At 55.3% G+C, this 24,745-nt stretch carries 18 protein-coding genes and 1 tRNA gene; 2 read left to right on the top strand and 17 right to left on the bottom strand.

What is annotated here, in order from left to right; translation table 11 throughout:
- Positions 1 to 29: 29 nt before the first annotated feature.
- From O9H32_RS22335 to O9H32_RS22295, 9 genes are all read right to left on the bottom strand, one after another.
- Positions 30 to 836, bottom strand: coding sequence for an alpha/beta hydrolase (locus O9H32_RS22335; RefSeq protein WP_269868336.1), 807 nt, complete (start codon positions 834 to 836; stop codon positions 30 to 32).
- A gap of 96 nt (positions 837 to 932) precedes the next feature.
- Entirely contained in the window at positions 933 to 1,172 is a 240-nt protein-coding gene (gene secG, locus O9H32_RS22330; protein WP_269868335.1) for a preprotein translocase subunit SecG, read from the bottom strand.
- Positions 1,173 to 1,342: 170 nt separating this feature from the next.
- Positions 1,343 to 2,053, bottom strand: a complete 711-nt coding sequence (locus tag O9H32_RS22325; protein WP_269868334.1) for a M50 family metallopeptidase — start codon at positions 2,051 to 2,053, stop codon at positions 1,343 to 1,345.
- A 270-nt stretch (positions 2,054 to 2,323) separates the two neighbouring features.
- The gene (gene eno, locus O9H32_RS22320) at positions 2,324 to 3,616 is read right to left on the bottom strand and encodes a phosphopyruvate hydratase (RefSeq protein ID WP_269868333.1); all 1,293 of its coding nucleotides are present in this window, start codon (positions 3,614 to 3,616) and stop codon (positions 2,324 to 2,326) included.
- Between the two features lie 52 nt (positions 3,617 to 3,668).
- Entirely contained in the window at positions 3,669 to 5,213 is a 1,545-nt protein-coding gene (gpmI, locus tag O9H32_RS22315) for a 2,3-bisphosphoglycerate-independent phosphoglycerate mutase (protein ID WP_269868332.1), read from the bottom strand.
- Between the two features lies 1 nt (position 5,214).
- On the bottom strand, positions 5,215 to 5,967 hold the full coding sequence (gene tpiA / locus O9H32_RS22310) for a triose-phosphate isomerase (protein ID WP_269868331.1): 753 nt from the start codon (positions 5,965 to 5,967) through the stop codon (positions 5,215 to 5,217).
- A gap of 13 nt (positions 5,968 to 5,980) precedes the next feature.
- The gene (locus tag O9H32_RS22305; RefSeq protein ID WP_269868330.1) at positions 5,981 to 7,162 is read right to left on the bottom strand and encodes a phosphoglycerate kinase; all 1,182 of its coding nucleotides are present in this window, start codon (positions 7,160 to 7,162) and stop codon (positions 5,981 to 5,983) included.
- Between the two features lie 393 nt (positions 7,163 to 7,555).
- Positions 7,556 to 8,560 (bottom strand): type I glyceraldehyde-3-phosphate dehydrogenase, encoded by a 1,005-nt coding sequence (gene gap / locus O9H32_RS22300; RefSeq protein WP_269868329.1) that lies wholly within the window; start codon positions 8,558 to 8,560, stop codon positions 7,556 to 7,558.
- An 85-nt stretch (positions 8,561 to 8,645) separates the two neighbouring features.
- Positions 8,646 to 9,677 (bottom strand): sugar-binding transcriptional regulator, encoded by a 1,032-nt coding sequence (locus O9H32_RS22295; RefSeq protein WP_269868328.1) that lies wholly within the window; start codon positions 9,675 to 9,677, stop codon positions 8,646 to 8,648.
- A gap of 262 nt (positions 9,678 to 9,939) precedes the next feature.
- On the opposite strand from O9H32_RS22295, the gene O9H32_RS22290 reads away from it, so the two are divergent.
- Both O9H32_RS22290 and clpP read left to right on the top strand, forming a co-directional pair.
- Positions 9,940 to 10,014: transfer RNA gene (locus O9H32_RS22290), tRNA-Arg, on the top strand.
- A gap of 126 nt (positions 10,015 to 10,140) precedes the next feature.
- Positions 10,141 to 10,722, top strand: coding sequence for an ATP-dependent Clp endopeptidase proteolytic subunit ClpP (clpP, locus tag O9H32_RS22285; protein WP_269868327.1), 582 nt, complete (start codon positions 10,141 to 10,143; stop codon positions 10,720 to 10,722).
- 483 nt (positions 10,723 to 11,205) lie between these two features.
- Here clpP and O9H32_RS22280 read toward each other — a convergent pair whose 3' ends face one another.
- The 8 genes from O9H32_RS22280 to trxB form a co-directional block, all read right to left on the bottom strand.
- Positions 11,206 to 12,996 (bottom strand): stalk domain-containing protein, encoded by a 1,791-nt coding sequence (locus O9H32_RS22280; protein WP_269868326.1) that lies wholly within the window; start codon positions 12,994 to 12,996, stop codon positions 11,206 to 11,208.
- Between the two features lie 207 nt (positions 12,997 to 13,203).
- Positions 13,204 to 13,473, bottom strand: coding sequence for an HPr family phosphocarrier protein (locus O9H32_RS22275; protein ID WP_010500412.1), 270 nt, complete (start codon positions 13,471 to 13,473; stop codon positions 13,204 to 13,206).
- A gap of 430 nt (positions 13,474 to 13,903) precedes the next feature.
- The gene (gene whiA, locus O9H32_RS22270) at positions 13,904 to 14,842 is read right to left on the bottom strand and encodes a DNA-binding protein WhiA (RefSeq protein WP_269868325.1); all 939 of its coding nucleotides are present in this window, start codon (positions 14,840 to 14,842) and stop codon (positions 13,904 to 13,906) included.
- Between the two features lie 6 nt (positions 14,843 to 14,848).
- A complete protein-coding gene (locus tag O9H32_RS22265; protein ID WP_269868324.1) occupies positions 14,849 to 15,838 on the bottom strand; it encodes a gluconeogenesis factor YvcK family protein in 990 nt (329 codons plus the stop codon).
- Positions 15,835 to 16,734, bottom strand: coding sequence for an RNase adapter RapZ (gene rapZ, locus O9H32_RS22260; protein WP_269868323.1), 900 nt, complete (start codon positions 16,732 to 16,734; stop codon positions 15,835 to 15,837). Before rapZ ends, O9H32_RS22265 begins: the two co-directional genes overlap by 4 nt.
- A gap of 250 nt (positions 16,735 to 16,984) precedes the next feature.
- On the bottom strand, positions 16,985 to 17,938 hold the full coding sequence (locus O9H32_RS22255) for an ROK family glucokinase (protein WP_269868322.1): 954 nt from the start codon (positions 17,936 to 17,938) through the stop codon (positions 16,985 to 16,987).
- Positions 17,939 to 18,336: 398 nt separating this feature from the next.
- Positions 18,337 to 23,535 (bottom strand): S-layer homology domain-containing protein, encoded by a 5,199-nt coding sequence (locus O9H32_RS22250; RefSeq protein ID WP_269868321.1) that lies wholly within the window; start codon positions 23,533 to 23,535, stop codon positions 18,337 to 18,339.
- A 238-nt stretch (positions 23,536 to 23,773) separates the two neighbouring features.
- On the bottom strand, positions 23,774 to 24,727 hold the full coding sequence (gene trxB / locus O9H32_RS22245; RefSeq protein WP_269868320.1) for a thioredoxin-disulfide reductase: 954 nt from the start codon (positions 24,725 to 24,727) through the stop codon (positions 23,774 to 23,776).
- Positions 24,728 to 24,745 lie beyond the last annotated feature (18 nt).

Raw genomic sequence — 24,745 nt, 5'->3', positions numbered from 1 at the left:
GACGTCACCTGCCTTCTTCTTTCTATACTTTATGGCGAATAACCCGCCGCCGTTTGTTCCCCTGTCCCTATATGATCAAGCGTCACCAAAAATCGGTGAATATCCGCGTATACCCGCTCCCGGTCCTCGTCCAGCAAGATGGCATGCGATGTTAGGGGATAATAGGAGATTTGCCGGAAGGCCGAGGAGACATGCCGGTAAATATAGTCCGCACTATGCGGCACTACCAGCTTGTCCTTGCCCCCTTGTCCGATGAATAGCGGGGCTTTAACTTCATTTAAACTTGATTTGACGTGCTTAAGCAGTTTGCGAAGGTCGACTACACAGGGAATCGGCGTACGGCTGTAAGAGCAAGCTTCCTCGATTATATGCGCAGGTACGGTTGGACGCCGCTCCACATATTTCACAAAGTACTGCAGCAGTACGGCGAGGATGGTCTTGCGCGAGGCCAGGAAGATCGGCGCGGCCAAGGAGACCACCCCCGCCAGCGGACGCTCCATGGCCAGCTTCAAGGCGAGCAGCCCGCCCATCGAATGGCCTATCGCCACGATTCGCTTCTCCGGGCCGTTCCCCTCGGCCCGGATGGCATCGTAGCTCTCCACCACATGCCTCGACCAATCGTCCCGCCCGGTACGGATCATGTCCTCCGGGGTCGTCCCGTGACCGGGCAGCAGAATCCCCCGGACCGAGTAGCCCAGATCATTCATGTAATAGCCCATCCGGCGGAATTCGGCGGGAGATCCGGTGAACCCGTGGATGAGCAGAAGTTCGGTTGAAGCCCGTTCTCCGGTTCCTTCCAGATAAAAGGGCTCTGTTGTTCGATAACTCCGCGTCAACAGCCTGCGCCCCCCATTCCCTCCGCACACCGTTCTTGTTTTAGCCTAATAAAAAAACAGCAGGAGTATCTTGCCCCTGCTGTCACGGTTTTATGTTTACGCGCCCTTTACAAAGTAAGCCACGATCAAAGACAGAACAAAGAACACTACCGCCAGGCCCATCGTCAAACGATTGAGGAACAACTCGAGCCCGCGCGCCTTCTGCTTTCCGAACAAGTGCTCTGCACCGCCGGAGATGGCCCCGGATAACCCCGCGCTCTTACCTGGCTGCAGCAATACTACCGCGATCAGACCGAGCGAAGCGATAACCAGTATAATCTTCAGTGCAACTTCCATAATCCTACCTCCTGCTAGTGTACGAGAGAACTTGTCGACGTCCTTAGGTTTATCTAACAAAACCCAGAAAACAGACAGCATGCATAGTATAGCACACCCTTGTCTATTTGACAAATCTTGCCGGGGAGGGATCTGCCATACTAAGCTATTCTGCCCACAATCGCCGCGATCTATTCCTCATACCTCGTATACAGGGCCGGTGAACGCCGGTGTTCCGATCTTCTGCCTCTCAGGAACAGCGTGATAGCCCGGACCGCACACCATAGGGCGAATAGAGTGAACAATACCCCCCAGCCTATAGCCGGAATGGGAGTCACCAGCGCCAGGTTCGTTGCATCCCCCGCTTTGGCAGGATCCCGCAGCGCATACAGTACCAGAGAGAAGGGGCCCATGACCGATTCCTCCAAGGTCAAGAAGGCGACGAGCAGATAATAGAGGTCCCGGACCCAGGCAGGCATGAAAGCGAGCATAACGATGTTGAGCAGAATGAATCCAATGAGCCACATAACGCCAAACTCTCCTCTTACGAAGAGCACCAAGGCTGCGACCGCAATCAGGGTAATGACCTGCAGACCGAGACGCTCCTTGTCATGCGCTCTGACCCGAAACAGGAACAAGGCGAACAGCGAAGCGGTCATATAACCTGCCATCGCAATCGGAATCAGGCTCCACGGCTTCGAAATCTGGGAATACGTCACCCCGCTGTGATTCGCGAACAGCTCGATATACATTACGCTGCCCTGCAGCAGCAGGGTCACTACCGCGTGCCCGAACTCGTGGATCATCGTATCCAGGTTGCGGAAGAATTCATTGAACGGGATAAAATGGGACAAAAAGACCGACAGCACGAGAAACCCGATCGTCTTCAACCAACGGTTCATGGATGTTCCCTCCTCTCCGTATGCTTCATGATATGGCATCCTTATGCCAGTATATGCAAGCGTTTCTATCTTCATTTTACGAGGTAACAGGCGCACGGGTGCTTCCATGGCCCTTGTTCCCATTTTACCCGGTGCCCTGCCGCTTCAATCAAGCGTCTTCCATGGGCTGGGGTGCTCATCTCCTTTATACCCCGTCTTGGTGAAATCCAAATGAAAAAACCCGCAAAGGCCGGAGCCTGTGCGGGTCATATCGTACACTTCATGCGAAACTTACTTGAAGTTTTTGAGGTTGTAGAATGCGCTCTTGCCTGCGTATTGAGCCACGCCAGTCAGCTGGTCTTCGATGCGGAGCAGCTGGTTATACTTCGCTACGCGGTCCGTACGGGAAGGAGCACCGGTTTTGATCTGGCCGGCGTTCGTTGCTACGGCGATGTCGGCAATCGTGCTGTCTTCGCTCTCGCCGGAACGGTGGGAGATGACTGCCGTGTAGCCCGCACGCTTCGCCATTTCGATCGCATCGAATGTCTCGGTCAGGGAACCGATTTGGTTTACCTTCACGAGGATCGAGTTACCGATGTTCTCGTCGATACCGCGGGACAGACGCTCGGTGTTCGTTACGAACAGGTCGTCGCCTACGAGCTGTACTTTGCCGCCGAGCTTTTCAGTCAGCAGCTTCCAGCCTTCCCAGTCGTCTTCGGAGCAGCCGTCTTCGATGGTGATGATCGGGTACTTGTCCACCCAAGCAGCCAGGAAGTCAACCCACTCAGCGGACGTGTAGGACTTGCCTTCGCCTTCGAGGTGGTATTTGCCGTCTTTGAAGAACTCGGTGGAAGCCACATCCATACCCAGGAATACGTCTACGCCCGGCTTGTAGCCAGCGCGCTCGATCGCCGTGATGATCGTTTGGATCGCTTCTTCGTTGGAACCGAGGTTCGGTGCGAAGCCGCCTTCGTCGCCAACAGCTGTGTTCAGGCCTTTTTCCTTCAGAACCGTTCTCAGGCTGTGGAAGATTTCAGCGCCTGTGCGGAGCGCTTCTTTGAACGAAGGAGCGCCAACCGGCAGAACCATGAACTCTTGTACGTCCACGTTGTTGTCCGCGTGCGCGCCGCCGTTGATGATGTTCATCATCGGTACAGGCAGCTGCTTCGCGTTGAAACCGCCGAGGTACAGGTACAGCGGGAGGTCAAGTGCTTCAGCAGCAGCACGGGCAACTGCCATCGATACCGCGAGGATCGCGTTCGCGCCCAGCTTGCCTTTGTTCGGCGTGCCGTCGAGCTCGATCATGCGCTTGTCGATGCCCACTTGGTCCAGAGCATTCATGCCGATGATTTCGGGAGCGATTGAATCGTTCACGTTCTCAACAGCCTTCAGAACGCCTTTGCCGAGGTAGCGGGATTTGTCGCCGTCACGAAGCTCCACCGCTTCGTATGCGCCTGTGGATGCGCCGGATGGAACGATAGCGCGGCCGCGTGCGCCGGATTCCAGGTGAACTTCTACTTCTACTGTTGGATTACCGCGGGAGTCAAGTACTTCGCGAGCGTACACATTCGAGATTACAGTCATTACTAGATACACTCCTTCAATTATGGATTAAATTGGGTCCTGCCAGAAAATGCTAGCTGCGGGAGGCAGCAAGCGTGGTGCCGGTCATTTCCACCGGTTTGGATACGCCGAGCAGATCCAATACCGTCGGGGCAATATCTGCCAGAATGCCATCGTTCCTTAGTGTAACACGACCGTCCGTCAGAATGAAAGGCACCGGGTTGGTCGTATGGGCCGTATTCCGGGTACCGTCCGCGTTCGTGACGAGATCGGCATTCCCGTGGTCCGCCGTGATCAGGGCAACGCCGCCCTTCGCGAGGATGGCGTCCACGACCTTGCCGAGACACTCGTCGGTCGCTTCTACCGCCTTGATCGTCGGCTCGAGCAGTCCCGAGTGACCGACCATGTCCGGGTTCGCGAAGTTCAGGATGATAACATCCTGGCGTTCCGCTTCGATCTCGGCCACGGCTGCCGCCGCCACCTCATAAGCACTCATCTCCGGCTGCAGATCATACGTAGCCACCTTCGGCGAAGGGATCAGGATCCGCGTCTCGCCGGGCAGTTCGGTATCGCGTCCGCCGCTGAAGAAGAACGTGACGTGCGGGTACTTCTCTGTCTCAGCAATGCGCAGCTGCTTCAGGTTGTTCTGAACGAGCACTTCACCGAGGGTGTTGTCGAGGTTCTTCGGCTTGTAGGCCACATAACCTCCGACCGTTTCGCTGAAGAGCGTAAGGCAGACATAGTACAGATCCGTCGGCGCCTTGTCTCCCCGGTCGAAGCCGCGGAAGTCGCTGTTCGTGAACACCTGGGAGAGCTGGATCGCACGGTCGGGACGGAAGTTGAAGAAGACGACGGAGTCGCCGCTCTCCACAAGACCTACCGGCGTATGGTCCGGCTTCACGATGACCGTCGGCATGACGAATTCGTCATACACCGAGCGGATATAGGACTCTTGGATCGCGTTCATCGGATCTTCGAAGGTCGGGCCGTCGCCGTATACCATGGCACGGTACGACTTCTCCGTGCGCTCCCAGCGCTTATCGCGGTCCATCGCATAGTAGCGTCCCTGTACGGTTGCAATGCGGCCAACGCCAACATCGGCAATCTTCTTGAGCAGACGCTCCATGTAGCCCGCCGCACTGTCCGGAGCCACATCACGGCCGTCGAGGAAGGCATGGATGTATACTTCCTCGAAGTTCTCCTTCTTGCACACGTCTAGCAGCGCGAACAGGTGCTCGATATGGCTGTGAACGCCGCCGTCGGACAAGAGTCCATACAGGTGAAGCTTCTTGCCATTATCCTTCGCATGGCGGATCGCCCCGAGAATCGTTTCGTTCTCGTAGAACTCTCCGTCGCGGATCGACTTGGAGATCCGGGTCAGGTCCTGATACACGATACGGCCTGCGCCGATGTTCAGGTGCCCTACTTCGGAGTTGCCCATCTGGCCTTCCGGCAGACCTACGGCTTCGCCGCAGGCGGTCAGCGTAGTGTGAGGGAACTGGTTCCAATAACGGTCGTAATTCGGTTTCTTCGCCTGGGCTACGGCATTGCCCTGCACGTCTCCGCGCAGGCCAAAGCCGTCCAGGATAATGACTGCTACCGGTTTCGGTCTGGCCATCTTACTTGGCCCCCTCGATCAGGGCGATGTAGGAAGCCGGCTCCAAGGAAGCCCCGCCTACCAGCGCACCGTCGATATCCGGCTGCTGCATGTATTCCGCAATGTTGTTCGGCTTCACGCTGCCGCCGTACTGGATGCGTACCGCTGCTGCCGTCTCGGCGCCATACAGGCCGCTTACGACTTCACGGATATAGCCGATAACGTCTTGAGCGTCTGCAGCCGTCGAAGACTTGCCTGTTCCGATAGCCCAGATCGGCTCGTAAGCGATAACCGTCTGTGCCGCCTGCTCCGCGCTAAGGCCGGCGAATGCGCCTTCCGTCTGCACTTTGCATACGTCCTTCGTCTGGTTCGCTTCACGCTCTTCGAGCTTCTCGCCTACGCAGACGATCGGCGTCAGGCCATGCTTGAATGCCGCGTGGACTTTCTTGTTCACGATCTCGTCCGTCTCGCCGAAGTAAGCCCGGCGCTCGGAGTGACCGATGATGACGTACTCTACGCCGAGATCCTTCAGCATTACGCCGCTGATCTCGCCCGTATAAGCGCCGTTGTCTTCGAAGTGGAGGTTCTGGGCACCGATTTTGATCGACGTGCCTTTCACCGCTTCAACCAATGCAGGAAGGTTCGTGAACGGGGAGCAGATCACGCTCTCCACGCCGTCCACTTCTGCCTTGCCCTTCACTTCGTTTACGAAGGAAACGGACTCCTGTATGGTTTTGAACATTTTCCAGTTGCCTGCAATAATCGGTTTGCGCATGGGATGTGCCTCCTTATTTATCTTGAAGCGCAACAACGCCAGGAAGCGCCTTGCCTTCCATGAATTCGAGGGACGCGCCGCCGCCTGTAGAGATGTGGTCCATCTTGTCGCCAAGGTGGAATTTCTCAACAGCTGCTGCAGAGTCGCCGCCGCCGATGACCGTGTAACCTGCGGTTGCTGCGCAAGCTTCCGCTACCGCCTGGGTGCCGTTCTTGAACGGCTCGAGCTCGAATACGCCCATAGGCCCGTTCCATACGACCAGCTTCGATTCGGCAATCGTCTTCGCGTAGATTTCGCGCGTCTTCGGTCCGATATCGAACGCTTCCCATTCAGCCGGGATCTCATCGATGTTCACGATTTTCGTGTTCGCGTCTGCGCCGAACTTGTCGCCTACGACAACGTCAACCGGCAGCAGGAAGTTGATGCCTTTCTCTTTAGCTTTGCGTTCAAATTCCTTTACGAGCTCGAGACGGTCGTTGTCCACGAGGGATTTGCCGATTTCAAGCCCTTTGGATTTGAAGAAGGTGTAGGACAGGCCGCCGCCGATGATGATGTTGTCGGCGATCTCGATCAGCTTCTCGATGACCGCGATTTTGTCCTTTACCTTCGCTCCGCCCACGATCGCTGTGAAAGGACGCTCCGGGTTGTTCAGCGCACGGCCGAGCACGTCGAGTTCCTTCTCCATCAGCAGACCGCCTACAGCCGGAAGGTGATGCGCGATGCCTTCAGTCGAAGCGTGTGCACGGTGTGCAGCACCGAACGCGTCGTTGACGTACAGGTCGGCAAGCTCAGCGAACTGCTTCGCGAGTTCCGCGTCATTCTTCTCTTCGCCAGCGTAGAACCGCACGTTCTCAAGCAGAAGCACGTCGCCGTCTTTCAGCTCGGCTACCTTCGCTTGAACCGCTGCGCCTACCGCCTCGTCAGCCTTCACTACCGGCTGGCCCAGCAGCTCGGAGAGGCGTGCCGCTACCGGCGTCAAGCGAAGCTCTTCCACCACTTCACCGTTCGGACGGCCCAGGTGGCTCGCGAGGATGACTTTCGCTCCGCGCTCTGTCAGGTACTTGATCGTCTGTACGGTCTCACGGATCCGTGTGTCATCCGTAATCTTGCCGTTCTCCAGCGGTACGTTGAAATCTACGCGCACAAATACGCGTTTGCCGCCTACTTCCACGTCACGAACGCTCTTCTTGTTCATCTTTGTCGCCCTCCCGGTGGGTTCATGTGTCTTGCTGCTCTTGCTCTTTATCTGGCCCAGCTTCTGTTTTAGTGCTCTATATATAATCCGGAACATGTCATAACAGAGGGTATGTACCGGTTTCTCTCTTCGTTATCTCTGTATGTTCTCTCTCTACCCTACCCTTACCCGCACACAAAAAATGTGGGAATGGGCCTTGCTTTCTCCATCAACCTGCACGCGTCAGCAAAGGGTATCTATCATAGAGCGTTAGCGCGGGACCTTTGAACTTTCATTTCCACCTTTCTCAATTGTTAAAAGAAATGAAAGTTCAACAGCTCCCGTAGATAGATACCCTTTGCGTCAGCGCAGTACAGATTGATGTACTAGCGGACCATTACCACAGTTTTGTTCTTACAGACCTTTTTTGGCGATGAAGTTAGCCAGGTCAACGACACGGTTGGAGTAGCCCCACTCGTTGTCGTACCAGGAAACGACTTTCACCATGTTGTCGCCGACAACCATCGTGGAGAGGGCGTCGATCGTGGAGGAAGCCGGGTCGCCGTTGTAGTCGGAAGATACAAGCGGCTCTTCGGAATAGTTCAGGATGCCTTTCAGAGGGCCGTTAGCCGCTTCTTTCAGGGCGTTGTTGATGTCGTCTACCGTTACGTTCTGGCTCAGTTCCACAACCAGGTCCGTTACGGATACGTTAGGTGTAGGTACGCGCATAGCCATACCGTTCAGTTTGCCTTTCAGCTCAGGCAGAACGAGGGATACCGCTTTGGCAGCGCCTGTAGTCGAAGGGATGATGTTCTCGGCAGCTGCACGGGCACGACGCAGATCTTTGTGCGGCAGGTCGAGTACGGACTGGTCATTCGTGTAGGAGTGAACCGTCGTCATCATGCCTTTTACGATACCGAACTTGTCGTTGATGACCTTAGCGAAAGGAGCAAGACAGTTCGTTGTGCAAGAAGCGTTGGAGATGATCGTGTGCTGGGACGGATCGTACTTATCTTCGTTCACGCCCATAACCACGGTGATGTCTTCGTTAGTAGCCGGTGCGGAGATGATAACTTTCTTCGCGCCGCCTTTCAGGTGAAGCTCGGCTTTGTCTTTCGCAGTAAAGATCCCTGTGGATTCAACGACGATTTCTACGCCGTTTGCGCCCCAAGGCAGGTTTTCCGGATTGCGCTCCGCAAATACTTTTACGGTTTTGCCGTTGACGATCAGCGCGCCTTCCGTTGCTTCAACCGTTGCGTTCAGCTTGCCGTGCGTAGTGTCGTATTTGAGCAGGTGAGCCAGCGTGTTTACGTCTGTCAGGTCGTTGATTGCAACGATTTCTACTTCAGGGTTGCCCAGTGCTGCACGAAATACGTTACGACCGATACGACCAAATCCGTTAATACCCACTTTTACCATGATTGATAGCCTCCCAAAATATATATTGTCACACCGCCGTTCCGGTAACCGGAGTCAGTGCAACGTTCAAGACAGGCAGGGCCTGTCATGATGAACTTATCGTACGAATGATCTCTTGCGCTGCGCCCTCGTCGGTGACTAGCACGTCCTGATGGCCGTATTTCAGTACCGATGCGATGGCTTCGCCTTTGCTGCGCCCGCCGGCAACACCGATAACGGTGTCCATGCCCTGGATATCCTCCAGGCGCAAGCCGATGGTCGGCATACGGTGAAGAATATTCCCGCTGCGGTCAAAATAATAGCCGAACGCTTCCGCAAGCGCCCCTTCCCTCTCCAAGCTCTCGGTCGTTCCCCGGTCCACCTTGCGCCTTCTGGCCATTACCATAGCATCCCCCATCCCATGAATGACCATCCGTGCCTGACGGATGAACTGGATGATCTCGGAGATGTTGGTGTCCTGGATCAGCGATTGGTATGCTTCTTCGCCGAGATGATCGGGTACATGAAGCAGCCGGTAACGCGCTCCCGTCTTCTTGGCCATGGTAGAGGCGATCGTATTGGCCTGCATCTCCAAGCTCTCGCCGAGCCCTCCGCGGGCCGGTACGAACCAGATGCCTTTCATTGCCGGGGCGGCCGTGAGGTGGTACGCCACTTCGGCCATCGTCGATCCGCCGGTAACGGCAACGACGTCGTTCTCTCTGACCAGCTTGCGCAGGACGGATGCACCGGCTCGGCCAAGCTCCTTCTTCACCTGAGGTGAAGCGTCGGAATCGCCGGGCACAATCACCACGTGCTTCAGACCAAAATGTGCGCGCAGGCGCTCTTCCAGTTCCGTCAGCCCGAAAAGGTCCTTCACCAGCGGTTCGATCCGCTCGAGTAGTTCCCTTCCTGCGAGGCTGATGCGTATGCCGGAAGCATCCACGTCGACCAGCCCCTGCTCCTTCAGAAAGTCCACTTCCGCCCGGAGCACCCGCTCCGTCGTATTCAGCAGTCCTGCCAAAGTGCGCCGGCCGATCATGCCGGAAACCAGGATATGATGAAGAATGGTATAGCGCTTCTTCATGGTGTCCATCAAGTCGGGAAGCAGCTGTTTTTGGATATCAAGGATCTCTCTCATGGCTTCACTCCCGCTTGCCTGCTAACTGGACACTTTTCGTCCCGGTGATACATTTTTAGTCCCACATTCTCCAAAAGAAGAACTAAGCTCTCACTTAGTTATTTCTAATATACCGGATTTTCATTCCATTTTCAAGGTACGCTTTGTAAAAATCTTGTAACGCAAATCATTTTTCAAAAGGGCTTGCTTTCCCCGGACACATGATATATAATAAATTTTGCTGTCACACCAACGACAGAAACAAGCAGTACACACTTCATACGCGCCCGTGGTCCAATGGATATGACGTAGGCCTCCGGAGCCTGAGATTAAGGTTCGATTCCTTACGGGCGCGCCACTTACACAAACAACGAGATCAGCTGACAAGCTGGTCTTTTTTTGTCGGTTAATTTGACCTTTCTTGATCTTAGTTTGTTTTTGGGCTATGATGGTTATAGTTTAACTATAAAGGAGGCTGCAGCACATGAGTTTTATCCCAATGGTAGTCGAACCGGATGCAAGAGGGGAGCGCGCCTATGATATTTACTCGCGTTTGCTCAAGGACCGCATCATCTTTCTTGGAAGTGGCATCAACGACGTTGTAGCCAACTCGATCATCGCACAGCTGCTGTTCTTGGCCGCCAATGACCCGGACAAAGACATTCACCTCTATATTAACTCCCCGGGAGGCTCGATCACATCGGGCATGGCGATCTACGACACGATGCAGTTCATCAAGCCGGATGTCTCGACGATCTGCGTCGGCATGGCCGCTTCGATGGGCGCCTTCCTGCTCGCTGCAGGTGCGCCTGGCAAGCGTTTTGCGCTGCCGAACAGCGAAGTCATGATCCATCAGCCGCTTGGCGGCGCCGAAGGGCAAGCCAGCGACATCGAGATCCGCGCGAAGCGTATCCTGAAGATGCGTGACAAGCTGAACACAATTCTCGCCGAACGTACCGGACAATCCTTCGAGCGGATCGAGAAGGACACCGACCGCGACAACTTCATGTCGGCGGCAGAAGCCAGCGCATACGGATTGATCGATAAGGTTATCGAAAAAGTGTAATCCCCCACAGCAAGCTCCTAAGCCCGCTATGCCGGTTAACCCGGACATGGCGGGCTTTTGTCTGTTCATTCCCGAAGAATCAAAGCCCCGAAGCCTCGCGCCCCCCTATGGGGAGGCACTAGTAAAAGAAATTACATGCGTCCTCCGGCCGGCCTCTACTTCGATCCGCCCCCTGCGGCCTTGCTCGAATCCGTAGTACCAAGGGAAAACAGGATAATCCAAACTTCTGATCACCATGCTGCTCCATCCCAGCCACCGCCATATCCGGCTCGGCTCCGTCCACTAAGCTCCTATTGAGTTCCTCTCCTTCCCGTTGGTTGCCTGCTCCTCAAGTAAGTATGACGTGAGAGATCGGCTCAAGGTTACTTCCCGGATTGTGACGCCTGCCTGACCGTCCAATGATCCCCTGGCCAAGGAGACGAGACTCTGGCCAAAAGAAAGAACCCTCTCCTTCGGATCAAGGAAAGGGTTCTCTCATGGTGATTATGGCTGCTGCTCCACCCGGTCATCCAGCGGGTAGAAGATCAGATCCACCGGAAAGGCCGAGCCGGCCGGCGGGCTGAATTCGATATCGAGCGATTGCTCCTTGCCTGTTGCCTTCGCGAGGATCTGCATCCCGTCAAAGGCCGTGATGACCCCGGATTCCGGAATGAGGCGGATATCGCCGTTGATCTTGATCGGTCCCTTGAAGACGCCACCCTTGGCCAAGATCATGATAGCCATCTTGCGCGGTTTGTCGGCATGAATTTTGTAAATAACACCGTAGTTGCCGTCGTTCTTCACTTCCGCCTTGCGCTGAGGATCGTATCCCGGCTGGAACGGGTCGGCCTTGCCGTCGCCCAGGATGATCCGGGATGGCGATGTGAAGGAAGAAGCATCGATATTCCACTTCACTTCGGAGATCGGGAAGGTGCCCCGGACATGGCCGCTGAAGTCGAGCTTAGGCAGCGACAGCGCCTTCTGGGACACATCTTTAGCCGCGATGAAGGAGAACTGTACCTTCCCCGTGGTCTCCAGGTCATAGAACAGGTTCACGCCCTGTGCCGGGTAGAAGTCTGGCATCTGCTTATACGTGAACGTCTGGCCGGCAGGAATCGTCATGCTTTCGTTCAGAGGATCCCCGAGCAAGAAATCGACCGTGGCTTCGCTGCCGATCAGGTTAGCGTAGACCGAAGGCCACACTTCCCCTTTGTTCGTCGTTTTGATGGTCACCGGCTTATCGGTCAGGTTCTTCGCCAGAATAGCGAAGCTTACCTTTTCTTTCGTGCCGTTGATGTGGTCTGCATACAGTCTGGCCTTGCCTTCCACTTCATCCTGGTACAGAATGCCCTGTTCGTAGAATTCTTCCGGACTGTCACTGACCAGGAGGGTGCGCCCAGGAACGTCGGTCGCCGTCTTCGGCAGCTCCGGCAGTTCCCAGAAATGGCTCCACAGCGTGCTCCAGTTCGTCTTGATGAACGAACCGACCGGCTTCATGTAGATCGGATACTCTATGGCATCGAGGAAGGTTTCCTTCTCGATAACCAGGTTGCGCGTGTACGGCTCGCTCTTGTTGCCGTTACTGTCCCAGACAGTCAGCGTGATCGGATAAGTGCCCGCTTTGAAATAAGCATCTTCTTTCCCGGTCCACTCGAATTTAGGAATTCCTTCTGCATCCGGGTCATAGCTCAGGTCCACATACTTCACCGGCTCGCCGATCTTGTAGCTGGACTTGGTGAAGGTGAACTTGGCTACCGGTTTGGAGTTACTCGTGTTCGGATCGAACAGACCCTGCGGTGCATTCACGTGAAGCACTTCCACCCGGCGCAGTTCATTGTTATACGTATATTTGGCTCCCATGTAATCGGCCAGCCAGGTTAGCTTGATCATCAGACGTCCGTTGACGATCGCGGCTACCTCATCGAATGCCATCCAATAACCGTTAATCCATACCGACTTGTTATCAATATCGAGCATGATTTCGTAGCCTGGGGTCTCCATTTCAATCATACGGGTGGCATCGTTCCACTCCACCTTCATGCCAAGGGCATCCCCCAAGAACTTTGCCGGCACAAACATTTTATCCTTAATGATCGTAGCCGGTGCATCCAGGGTCACCTGGGTGCCATTCAGGAAAGCTTCCGCTTTATCGATATAGAGCAGCACATACGTCGTACTGGCGGATGCCAGCGGGTTCTTCTCTTGTTTGTCCGCCGCAGCCGGCGCTACCCATCCGAATGACATCAGCAGGCTGACTACCAACAAGAGGGCCAGTTCTTTCTTCATCCATTTCATATTCTCTTCTCCTACTCCTCTTCCTGCAGCTCTTCTCTGCACCCTGCAGCCCAATCCAAAAAACCTTCTCCGGCCGTCAGACACGTCAATATAGACGCAAGGCACGAAAAAAGGTTGCGCTTTTCCAATTGGCACTATGCATGAGAAAATCCCTGACCTCCAAATCCACAGAAAAAAAGCTTCCTTATCGGAAGCCCGTGGCGGTCGTTATTGGTTCTCCAATTCCTCTTTGCTGACCAGTGTGACTAAAGCGTTTACAGCCTGCTCGGCATCCGAACCTTCAGCACTTATGTGAACTTCCGTACCTGTGCTGATCGCAAGGCTCATGATCCCCATAATGCTCTTGGCATTAACCTTCTTCTCGTCCTTCTCTACAAAAATTTCCGAAGAAAACTTATTCGCTTCTTGAACGAAAAGTGCCGCCGGTCTGGCATGAAGGCCTGTTTTCAACTTGACGACTACTGGGCGTCTCGACATGCAACCAATACCCCCTACAATCTGTAAATTCCGAATAATGAAGGCGTGCGCCTTCTTCCATCTTCATGGCCTGAAGCTGCAACGGATGCCTTCGTCCTGCACATCCTTGCCCTGAATCCATACCAGCGGCACACCGTACCGCTGCCCAATACCCGGTATCCCGAATACTGGCGTATAGATCAATCGATTGGACTCAATGGTTCCAATCAGCGAAAATCATAAAACCATCCTACGACAACCAGCCGCTTTGCGCTATCCTGGTCTTGGCATCAGGCGTACTTCTAGGAGCAAGACGGAAGCAATGATTTCAACCCTGGATGATATCTTCCCTTGCGTCCTTAGTAAAAAAGCAATTTTTCAGCTATTATATCATTTTTCGGCAGTTTGCACTAGAAATTTTGCAAAATTACACAAAAGTTCTATTTTTGCTTTAGAGCGCTTGCGATTTGCGGACCTTCTCCGCAAGCTCATCAATCTTGCGAAGCCGGTGGTTCACACCGGATTTGCTGACTTTCCCCTTCAGGAGATCGCCGACTTCCTTCAGGTTCATATCGGGGTGCTGCAGACGGATCTCCGCTACCTCCCGAAGCTTCTCCGGCAGATTATCCAGCCCCAGTTCCTTCTGGAGGAGCCTGATGTTGTCGATCTGTCTTACAGCCGCACCGATGGTCTTGTTGAGATTGGCCGTCTCACAGTTCACGAGCCGGTTGACGGAATTGCGCATATCCTTCATGATCCGGACATCCTCGAACCGCAGCAGCGCTTGATGGGCACCGATCAGGGAAAGGAAATCAATAATCTTCTCGCCCTCTTTGATGTATAGGACAAAGCCCTTCTTCCGCTCAATGCATCTGGCGTTCAATCCGAACTCGCAGGCCAGCTTGCACAGGGACTGGCAGTGCTCCTCGTACATCGAATAGATCTCGAGATGATAAGAAGTCCCTTCCGGGTTATTCACGGACCCGCCCGCGAGGAAAGCACCCCGGAGATAAGCCCGTTTGCAGCAGGTTTTTTTGATTAGTGAAGGTTCAATCTCCGAAGCGAACAAAAACCCCTCGGAAACAATTTGCAGATCGGACAGAATGCTCTGAACCTGCGAAGGAACCCGCACGATATATACATTATTTTTCTTGAGCCGCATCTTCTTCCGAACCAGCAGCTCGATATGCACCTTATACGATTTCTTGAGCAGGGAATAAATGCGCCTGGCAATCGCGGCGTTCTCCGTCGAGATGTCCAGCGTAATCTTCTGGCTCGTCAGCGACACCGCTCCATTCATCCGGATCAGGGCAGACAGCTCCGCTCTCTCGCAGCACGTGTCCGACTCCATCAGGGTTAGCTCTTTCTTCGTTTGGGCGGCGAAGGACATGGTACATCACCTCTTCTTGAACATCCAGCTCTCCACCAGTTGATAGATGTGTTGACTTAATTTGACTGCGTCATGGCGCAGGTAGGTGCGGAACAGGATCAGCTTGTCTGCGATCACCTTATAGCCTTCCTGCGTGACGGTTTCCAGATCCAGGGGCACGACTTCGGCTCCCTTGTCGGCATATTTGCGTTTGACAGGATCCGGGATGGCTCCGTTATTGACGATCACGTAATCGAACAGCGCATGACCCACGTGGTCGCGGATGGCTTTCAGATGGTCGCTGACCTTGTAATCATCCGTCTCGCCCGGCTGTGTCATCACATTGCAGATGAACATCTTGAGCGCTTTGGATTCTAGAATGGTCTGCGCAATTTCGGGAACGAGCAGGTTCGGCATAATGCTGGTATACAGGCTCCCCGGACCGACCAGGATGGCATCGGCATTCTTGAGTGCTTCCACGGCATCCGGCAGCGCCTTCACATCATGGGGCTCAATCATTACGCGCCTGATGACGCCGCCAGCCTTCGGGATCTTCGACTCTCCTTCGACGATCGTTCCGTCAGTCATCTCCGCACGCAGCACAATCGCCTGGTGCGAGGCGGGGAGGACGCGTCCTCTTACGGCGAGAACACGGCTGAGCTCGCGAACACCAGTAACGAAGTCGCCGGTAATATCGCGCATCGCCGCGAGCATTAGGTTGCCCAGACTGTGTCCGGCCAATCCGTTCCCTTTGTCAAAACGGTACTCGAGCAGTTTGCCCAGCAGAGGCTCCACATCCGCCAGAGCGGTGAGGACATTGCGGATATCGCCCGGTGGGATGATCTCGAGCTCGGAACGCAGTATGCCCGAGCTGCCCCCGTCGTCGGCAACCGTGACGACCGCGGTAATGTCCACCGGCTTGTGTTTCAAGCCGCGGAGCATGACCGACAGCCCCGTGCCTCCGCCGATTACGACGATACGGGGGATATAAGTCTCCCTCTCGAGGACATCGGTCATTTCTTCACCTCAACCCGGTCCCGCTCCGAATCGCGGTGGCTGACTCTCACGGTTTCCGTTTCGCTGGTGCCCATCATTTTGCCGAGATATTCGGCGATCGCGACCGAACGGTGCTTCCCGCCCGTACATCCGATTCCGACCACGACTTGGCTCTTGCCTTCCTTCTTATACTGCGGCACAAGGAACTGCAGCATGTCGAGCAGCTTCGCGAGGAATTCCTGCGTCTCGTTCCACTTCATGACGTAATCATAGACATCCGGATCCTGCCCCGTATTCGGACGCAGATTATCGATATAATGCGGATTAGGAAGGAAGCGTACGTCAAAGATCAAATCGGCATCAATCGGAACACCATACTTGAACCCGAAGGAGATGACGTTGACCGAAATGCTGCTCTCCTCCGCATTGGTGAACCGGGAGGCAATCTTTTCCTTGAGCGCCGCTGGCTTCAGGCTGGTCGTATCGATCACCTGAGTAGCCAGACCCTTGAGTTCCTCCAGCAGCTTCCGCTCCGCCTGAATTCCTTCGAGAGGGGCCCCGGTCGGCGCGAGCGGGTGTTTGCGCCGGCTTTCCTTGTATCTCTGGACCAGTACGGAATCCGTAGCATCCAGGAACAGGATCTCGTAGGTCAGCGTGTAATTTTCGTTAAGATAACGGAGCGACTCAGACAGGGACGTGAAGAACTCGCGTCCGCGAAGGTCGATCACCAGCGCTACTTTGCCGATGCGGCCCTTCGACTGCTCGATGAGCTCCGCGAACTTCGGAATCAGAACCGGGGGAAGGTTATCCACGCAGAAGAAGCCCAAGTCTTCTAGGCTCTGCACCGCGATTGTCTTGCCGGCACCGGACATGCCTGTAATGATGACCAGCTTTCCGAGGGAATGATGTTCTTCCATGGGTCCAACTCCTTTCGCGCGGACATAACCCTGCCCCAGGAGGGAGCGGGACTTACGTGCAGTAAAGTCTCGCAGTGAGAGCACCGGCCGCCCGCCCCTTCTAGCAATGGAGCGAATCATACTGCCAAGTATCCTTTGCCGGACTTCCCTTGCCATCAAGCCCCTTGATCCATCCTACGGGGCCAGGGTGCCGCTGTTGTTACGTTGAAGTACAAGCTCGCGGCCACAGCCGACCGCCGGTACTCCGGTCTTAGAGACTATGAAGGTTCAAGCCCGCGGCGCCGACGATGCCTGCATCGTTGCCGAGAACGGCGGGCACAATATCTACGCCCTCTTGAGCCGTCTCCTGAGCGAACTCGTGATAGTACTTGCGGATGGCGTCGAATAGAATATCGCCGGCCTTGGATACGCCTCCGCCTACGATGAAGCGCTTCGGATTCAGGACCACGGATACGGCAGCCATCGATTTACCGAGGTACAGCGCTGCCCTGTTAATGATACGCAGTGCCGTTTCGTCGCCTGTCCGGGCCGCATCGAATATATCCTTTGCCATGATGTTCTCCACCAGAGCCAAGGATGTATGTTCCCCGCGCGCTACGGCTTCTTTGGCCATGCGAATAATGCCCGTTGCCGAAGAGACGGTTTCCAGGCAGCCCTTCTTGCCGCAGCCGCACTCTATGGCTTCCAGATCCGGTACGACAGCCATATGGCCGAGCTCGCCGGCCATCCCGTTGAATCCCTGATAAATCCGGCTGTGAATGATAATGCCTCCGCCCACGCCGGTTCCCAGCGTATAGCAGACGACATTCGGAATCCCTGCACCCGCTCCGCTCCAGGCTTCACCGAGTGCCGCTACGTTGGCGTCATTGTCGATCTTAACGGAAACCCCGAGCTTCTCTTCCAGGATCTTCTTCACCGGAACATTGCGCCAGCCCAGGTTGGGAGACAGCTTCATGAAGCCTTCCGGAATATCCATAAACCCGGCGATCCCCGCACCGACTCCGGCAACCTGCTCCCACTCGTATGGAGACTCCGCTACCAGCTTGCGCACATATTGTGCGATATTCTCCAGCACGACATCCGCGCCGTATTCGGTACCGGTCGGGCCTTCGTACGTCTGCAGCAGCTTGCCCTGCACGTCGCACAATCCCACTTTAATCGCGGTTCCTCCCAAATCGACTCCTACAAACACTTGATCTCCCATACCTGCTATTCACCTCATACGACATGATTACGTGGTAACTCCTGTTCCAACTATAAGGCAACCCTACTTGCAGGTCAAGAATAACCAGGATGCCGCTTCCCCGCCAAAACAGGGCTCCAGCGGCACCTTGCCAAGACCGTTTTGGAGCGCTGCCAACGAACGTACTGCCACCCGTACGGCATACAAGCGGACAGCTTCCCACCTGGGAATCCTCCTCCGGATTCCCGATACTCTCCTATTATACCTCATTGAGCGCCGCTTGAATATGATTCGCTGCAAGTCCACTTTTCCGGGTGTTCCACACGGCCCCCCTGCAGTAGCGCAGGGGGTTTGCATGGACAAAAGGAAAGCACCTGTTCCTTAAGGATCAAGGTGCTTCCCTCTGAGTTGAACTGCGCTTAATTCAGATACTGAATATAAGTCAGCATCCGTTTCAGCATCACCGCGGCCTGGGCCCGGGTTGCCTTATCTGTAGGAGCGAACGTCGTCTCGGTCATGCCTTGAATAATACCGGCTTGCACCGCTTCCGCTACGGCTTCCTCCGCCCACTCGCCAATATCTCCTTTGTCGGCAAAGGAATCCAGGAGCGACTTCGAAGCGGCCGGCTTCTTGTCCGTGAACTTCAACGCTCTCGACAGCATCGTGGCCATTTGGGCTCTTGTGATCGAAGCATCGGGTTGGAATGTGCCGTCTTCGAAGCCTTCGATCAGTCCGGCGTAGACCGCCGAGGACACGCTCGCACTATACCAAGCGCCCTTCGTTACATCCGTAAACTTGCCTCCGGTCTCTGCGCCAGGCTCCACGCCGATCGCACGTACAAGCAGCGTGGCGAACTGGGCGCGGGTCATTGGACTCTCCGGCTCGAACGTCATATCGGTAGTCCCTTCAATGACACGCTTGCCTGCCAGCCGCTCCACATCCTCCTTCGACCAGTGCCCGACCAGGTCACTGAATGAGGGGACGGTAACGACGGCGCCGTAAGCCGGCGAGACATTCCGGGCCACCGTCACGACGGTCTTGCCCCCCTCCTCCTTGAAGAGAGCAGGAGCAGGCCGGAACGGGCCCTGCGAACCATCGGAACCTACCAGGGAGGTCTGAGCCTCGTTAATATCCCCTTCCAGCGTAAGGGTAATCGTGCCTGGACGGTTAGCCGGGATCGTAAGCTTTCTCGATGTCCCGCCCTTCCCTGCAGCGGTGACATCGAACCCGTAGAGGTCGCCTTGGAGCTTGATCGCGCTGACGGACGAACCCGGGGTTACCCGGATGCCGAAGCGGACCAGCACTTCCCCGGCCATGCTCTTAAGCTGCTCGGCGATATCGGCCGGCACCACGTTCAGCGGCACGTTATACCCCGCCGTTCCTGTTTTAATCCACAGCGCGGCATCCGGTACAGCCTTCAGTCCCTCGAGCAGCGCCCCGCCCGGAGCGATGACGGTTACGCCCTGCTTCGTGTCTACTTCCAGCGTGATGGTGTGTGCGCCGCCGCCCAGCGTCTTCAGCTTCTGGAATGCTTCGGCTAGTTTTGCGCCATCCAGCGTGATTTCGGTGATGAATTGGCCGTTCTCCGTCTTTTGGACGGAAGAATAAGAGCCGGCCTTCAGTGTCACACCGCTGCCCGTAACCGCGAACGCATCAACGAATGCAGCTCCTCCGCCTCCGCCACCAATATAACCGCCCGAAGTCGCTGGATCCGTTGTCGTCGATGCAGAGACGTTCGGACCGCTGCTGGACCAGTTGCCTGCCGCATCGCCCGCCTCGACCTTAAACTTGTAGGTTGAGTTCGACTTTAGGCCTGTTACGTCGTAGGATACAGCTTCTCCATATACGGTACCGATCACCGTATCATCGCGGTAGATCCGATATTGCGTGACGCCAGCCAGATCTACGGCAGGCTCCCATGTGAGCTTCAGCCCAGTCGAGGTCTGACCGCTTGCCGTCAGCTTGCTCTTCGCCGCTCCTGCCGGGATGACCTTCAGGAATTCTGCCGCGATCGCTTCATAGCCTTTGAGGCTCGGGTGAATGTTCTGTGGGTTCGGAAGGTTGCCGGATTCGTCAGCAGCAATGGTACTCATCGTATCGACGAACTTCGCCCCCCGCTTCTCGGCCACTTCCTTCAGCACTCTGTTCAAAGCCCCAATCATGAACTGCGCCTGCTGCTTCCGCGCCTCGGGTGCATGCGGATACGGATTGTAGTAACCCATGACGAATACGGAAGCATCCGGGTTCAATTCCTTGATGATATCCAGCGTACTGCCGATATTGCTGCCGATCGATGCCAGCAGCTGACCGAGCTGCGCTTCGGTAAGATTTCCTCCAGTTACCTGGTCAGCAAACAAGAGATCGTTCGCCCCGGCATTCAGCGTAATTAGATTCGCCGTACGAACCGTGTCTGCTATGCTTCCTTGCCCAGGAAGTCCATAGACGGCGCGGGTTACGCTGCGTTTGAGATCGGAGAGGACGTCACCGGACGTATACCCTGGCGCTGCATATCGCTTGTCAAAATACACGGGCTGCCCCTGCTTTATCAGTTCAGCCGCAATGTAATCCGTGTACCCAAGATCCAGTTTGCCCTCTGGCGTAACACCTGCCGCCAGCGAATCTCCCAATGCGGCGTATGTGGACCAAAATGGCGCATACGTATCTGCCGTCACACTAGCGGCGTGATTCACATAGGTCACAGCCGGCGTCGAGATACGGTTCGCGGCCGCATCCAGCGCCTGAACCGAGAACGTATAGCTGCCCGGCTCCAGCCCGGATATCGAATAGACGGTATCCGTGACACCCACCGCGGAGGCAACTACCTTCCCGCCCTCGCCGTAGCCGTATACCGCATAGCTTACTGGACCACCGGTCACTACCGGCTCCCAGTTCAAACGAACTGCTTGCGGAGTCACTTCCGTAGCTCTCAGGTTGGCTGGCGATTGGAGTCTCGCGATGGTGATCGGGGCCGAAGCTGGGCTGACGGACCCCTTAGAGATCTGGCGCACCAGGTATGTGCCCTCCGGCAGGAAGAAGAAATACGCTTTGTTTTCGGCAGCACCGAGTTGAACTTCCGATACTTTCTTTCCGCTTGCCGCATCATACAGTTCGATTAACGCACCTGGTGCACCGGCTGCAATGAGCGATGTTCCGCTCACTGCCGGGTAAGGAGATGGATCAACGGACACAGAAAGATCTTTATCCTGAATATTCCCGGCCAAGTCGACCAATGCTTTCGCCAGGATTTTCACCTCTTGAGGAAGGGTCTGTTTTTCCCAGGTAATGATCAGCTTTCCGTCTTGAACCTTTGCCGTATCCCCTGCATCCAGCGGTCTCCAGACTCCGCCGATATTCACTTGAATTTTGTCTTTGATCGTCTTCTCCGCTGCCCCGGTATAGTAACGGAATTCAAGCATCGGTTCATTGAATTCAACAGTCAAGGTCTTGTTGTCCAAGCTGAACGCTGACTTCTGGTAGGCTGTTCCCACCGTGTTGTCTTCTTTCGCAACGACGAACACATTCCATACCTTTGTTGCGCCATTCGGGGAAGTAACGGTATAAGCTACCCCGCCTTTGCTGAAATCCTGAGGTGTGCCGGAAGCAGGACTCACCGTGGCGCCGGAAGAAACCAGGATCTCCGGGGTAAGATTGCTGACATCCGTGCCCTTAGGAACATAATAGACTACTTGCGAATTCGCCAGGTCAATTACGGCCTGTGCTTCGGGCGAGGCCTCATTCTTCAAAGAAGGAATACGGAAGCCTGTGATATTGCCGTTCTGATTAGCTCCTGAGCCGTTCTCATACCCAATCCCAACTTCCGTCCACGCCGCTATGACCGCTTCCTTGACCTTCTGTGCCTGCTCCGAAGGGATCCCGTTCGCCTTCTGCCAATCGGTTACCGAAGCGACGAAACCATCACGCGCATCCACGAATTCGGACACCGGGGTTAAGTACTTCGTCAGGGAGTTGTAGGCGAGCTGCCCGAGCACCTTATGTCCGCTCCAGCCGGCAATGTTCAGGGCATCGATCTTCTTCGCTATGAGATAGGCCGCATGATTCGGGATCCCGCTGTTGATATGTACGCCGCCGTTATCTCCCCATACCGCATCATCATACAGTTCCTGATATTGATCCATGTGCTCCGGCTGTCCGTAGTCCGAAGGGTTCTCCAAGCTGCGGACCACTGCTCCCGTATCTTCGCCGAGCAGCCAGTCATTGCTGTCGAATACAGAAGCAAGAATATCCGAGTAAGCCTCATTGAGGGCACCGGATTGATTCTCATACACAAGTCCTGCGGAGAATTCGGTTACCCCGTGGGTGAGCTCGTGAGCCACCACGTCCCCTGCGCATGCAAGACAATCCAACGCCTTGCCGTCGCCGTAGTAGATCGCATTGATTCCGCCTCCCATCCAGAAGGCATTGTCCAAGCCCTCGCTCTCATTCGTAGAACCGGGTACGTGGACAATCGAGAGAATGTTCATTCCCTTGCCGTCGAGGCTGTTGCGGCCGAATTCGTTGAGATAAAAATCATACACTTGGCCAGCGTAATAATGCGCATCTACCCCATGGGATTCCATGGTCCCGGCCTTGCTGTTAAACACCGGCGAGGCGCTGGAGATGGGAGACTCCAGCGTGCCTTGCGGAGTAAGGTCCCTATAGTCATACGTCATCAAGTATCCGGGGTTATCGTGTCCGGGATGTTCCTGCGCCATCCGTTTGGTGATATCGGCCAAATAATAGCGGTCACTGATCCGGAGCGCATTCAACTTCTTCGTGTCGCCCCGGTGGCCCACATTATCCGAGGTTACTGGGCCATCTTCCCGGTGCAAATTATTGTACGTATGTAAGATTGCTCCCGTATGGGCATCTACGAATCCGACCCAGCTTCCGAATTCTGGCTGAATATAAGAGAAGTTGACTTCATAAGCCAAATGCGTCTGCCCTCCGAACGGATACACGACGAGCTTCGCTGCCGGAAGCGGCACTTCCACTTCCTCGCCGAGTTTCCCGCCCAGCGTGATAGCCTGTCCGATCTTGGCTTCCAGGTCCGTCTGGAGCTTCCCGATCGCTTCTTGTCCGCTCAGCGAAGGAGTCACATCGACCGACAGCCCGCTTACCGCCCCTTGAAGCTGGTTTTGGATCGCATACGTTTTCTTGGACTCGTCCAAGTGCAGATTGATGTACTTGCCGTAGACCGGAACACCGCGGTACTGCTGCTGATACAGATAATGCGTCTGGCCGATGCCATCCGTGCTTTTCTTAACCAGACCCAGTTCGGACGCTGCGTTCTTCAAACCGAAGACCTGTTGGTTCAAGCTTACATATTGAAGAACCGCGTCATCCGAGTTCAAGCGGGCCGACAAGGACCCCATCAGAAACCGCGGAGCTCCCGTCTCTTTGTTTTCCGTAACCGTGAATCCCTTCTGCTGCAGCAGCTGTACCGAAGAAAGCGACAGCCCTTGGAGCTGGAGCGACGGAGCGAGAAGTAGGTTCGACGGCTCGATAGCCAGATTTTGATTTTGGATTTCTACCGGGGCTGCTGCCGCCGGGAGACTCCCCCCTACCAGCAGAGCAGTAGACAGGAAAGCGGGGATGATTCGTTTCGACAGCTTTTTCAATGAGGCCGACTTCTCCTTCCCTATACTAACAAAATTCGATACATTATGTATCACTCCGATCATGCTACCATAACTTCTACATTTTGGGAACGTATTTAAATGAAAATTAATACAGTTTGTCTCTCCGCCCATCTCCCCTTGCTCTCGTCTCTCTCACCTACGGGTCATCCTGCCAAACCTTAACGCAAAAAAGCGAGAAACCACACGTCTGCGTGGCTCTCGCTTTCAGGTTCTATTCTTATTTGTTCAGCGTCTGGCTCCAGTCGTGCACCATGTGCCCTTCAAGGAACTTCTCGCAATCCAGGGCTGCCATACAGCCGCTGCCCGCCGCTGTAATCGCCTGGCGGTACTTGCTGTCCTGTACGTCACCGCAGGCGAATACGCCTTCGATGTTCGTCAGGGACGAGCCTGGCTTCACTTGAATATAGCCGACTTCATCCGTGACGATCTGTCCCTTAAGGAAGTCCGTATTCGGCTTGTGGCCGATGGCCACGAAGATCCCATCGGTCTCGATGATTTCCTCTTCACCGGTTTCATTGTTCTTCACCTTGAGGCCGGTTACGCCTTTGTCGCCAGAGACCACTTCCAGCGGCGTGCGGTTCAGGCTCCAGGCGATCTTGCCGTTCTCGCGTGCGCGGTCCTGCATGATCTTGGAGGCGCGAAGCTCCTCCCGCCGGTGAACCAGACGTACTTCCGTCGCGAAGCGGGTCAGGAAGTTCGCCTCCTCCATCGCGGAATCGCCGCCGCCGACTACGATAATCTTCTTCCCGCGGAAGAAGAAGCCGTCGCATGTCGCACAGGTGGATACCCCGCGGCCGATGCTCTCCTTCTCGTTGGTGATACCGAGGAGCTTCGCCGAAGCGCCGGTCGAGATGATCAGGGATTCCGCCTCTATGTCACCGAGGCCTTCCACGTTGAGCTTGAAGGGACGCTTCGACATGTCGACGTTGTTGACCCAGCCGGTTTTGAACTCGGCACCGAAGCGCTCGGCCTGCTTGCGCATGTTGGCCATCAGTTCAGGGCCCATGATGCCTTCAGGGAACCCGGGGAAATTCTCCACTTCCGTCGTTGTGGTGAGTTGGCCGCCCGGTTCCGGGCCTTCGATGACCAGCGGATTCAGGTTGGCGCGTGCGAGGTAGATCGCCGCTGTCAAGCCTGCAGGACCGGTTCCGATTACGATGGATTTGTACATATAGGTTCCTCCCGTCTT

Source organism: Paenibacillus caseinilyticus (assembly GCF_027533645.1).
GTDB classification, from domain to species: domain Bacteria; phylum Bacillota; class Bacilli; order Paenibacillales; family NBRC-103111; genus Paenibacillus_G; species Paenibacillus_G caseinilyticus.
The sequence above is the reverse complement of the archived record's forward strand: the minus strand, read 5'-3'. Positions and strand labels throughout refer to the sequence as shown.

Coding starts and splice junctions, on each gene's coding strand:
- secG (WP_269868335.1), bottom strand. CDS start 1,172: ATGGAAGTTGCACTGAAGATTATACTGGTTATCGCTTCGCTCGGTCTG.
- O9H32_RS22325 (WP_269868334.1), bottom strand. CDS start 2,053: ATGAACCGTTGGTTGAAGACGATCGGGTTTCTCGTGCTGTCGGTCTTT.
- eno (WP_269868333.1), bottom strand. CDS start 3,616: ATGACTGTAATCTCGAATGTGTACGCTCGCGAAGTACTTGACTCCCGC.
- gpmI (WP_269868332.1), bottom strand. CDS start 5,213: ATGGCCAGACCGAAACCGGTAGCAGTCATTATCCTGGACGGCTTTGGC.
- tpiA (WP_269868331.1), bottom strand. CDS start 5,967: ATGCGCAAACCGATTATTGCAGGCAACTGGAAAATGTTCAAAACCATA.
- O9H32_RS22305 (WP_269868330.1), bottom strand. CDS start 7,162: ATGAACAAGAAGAGCGTTCGTGACGTGGAAGTAGGCGGCAAACGCGTA.
- gap (WP_269868329.1), bottom strand. CDS start 8,560: ATGGTAAAAGTGGGTATTAACGGATTTGGTCGTATCGGTCGTAACGTA.
- O9H32_RS22295 (WP_269868328.1), bottom strand. CDS start 9,677: ATGAGAGAGATCCTTGATATCCAAAAACAGCTGCTTCCCGACTTGATG.
- clpP (WP_269868327.1), top strand. CDS start 10,141: ATGAGTTTTATCCCAATGGTAGTCGAACCGGATGCAAGAGGGGAGCGC.
- O9H32_RS22280 (WP_269868326.1), bottom strand. CDS start 12,996: ATGAAATGGATGAAGAAAGAACTGGCCCTCTTGTTGGTAGTCAGCCTG.
- O9H32_RS22275 (WP_010500412.1), bottom strand. CDS start 13,473: ATGTCGAGACGCCCAGTAGTCGTCAAGTTGAAAACAGGCCTTCATGCC.
- whiA (WP_269868325.1), bottom strand. CDS start 14,842: ATGTCCTTCGCCGCCCAAACGAAGAAAGAGCTAACCCTGATGGAGTCG.
- O9H32_RS22265 (WP_269868324.1), bottom strand. CDS start 15,838: ATGACCGATGTCCTCGAGAGGGAGACTTATATCCCCCGTATCGTCGTA.
- rapZ (WP_269868323.1), bottom strand. CDS start 16,734: ATGGAAGAACATCATTCCCTCGGAAAGCTGGTCATCATTACAGGCATG.
- O9H32_RS22255 (WP_269868322.1), bottom strand. CDS start 17,938: ATGGGAGATCAAGTGTTTGTAGGAGTCGATTTGGGAGGAACCGCGATT.
- trxB (WP_269868320.1), bottom strand. CDS start 24,727: ATGTACAAATCCATCGTAATCGGAACCGGTCCTGCAGGCTTGACAGCG.